Annotated in this window: 1 protein-coding gene; it reads right to left on the bottom strand. The window is 55.7% G+C overall.

Annotated elements, in window-relative coordinates; genetic code table 11:
• A partial coding sequence (locus tag AC1RPT_RS07960) for a hypothetical protein (protein ID WP_481763015.1) occupies nt 1-254 on the bottom strand: 254 nt, incomplete at its 3' end.
• Nucleotides 255-298 lie beyond the last annotated feature (44 nt).

Genomic DNA, 298 nt, shown 5'->3' with positions numbered 1-298 from the left:
ATGTGATGCTCGTTGTAGAAGAGATGCCAGTTTTCGGGGACCAGCTTCTTCAGCCACATGTCGAGGACCTTGGTGCCACACAGCGGTATGACCGGGCGATCGGTGGGGAACGCTTCAAGATTCGTGATCTCGTACTCGAATGGGATCACACCGAACGTTTCATAGTCGAGACCAGCTTGCTTCAACGCCTCGATCGTCTTGTGCAGCTCGGCATCGTCACGACTCGTGACTTGTACAGCAAACATGGGCCGCATCAGATCGACTCCCGCTGTACGATGTGACGCGTGCGGGCCTGAAG

The organism is Dellaglioa sp. CoH-56-MRSF-11 (genome assembly GCF_056782135.1).
Note: the sequence above shows the minus strand (reverse complement) of the source record. Positions and strands in the feature narration are given on the sequence as shown.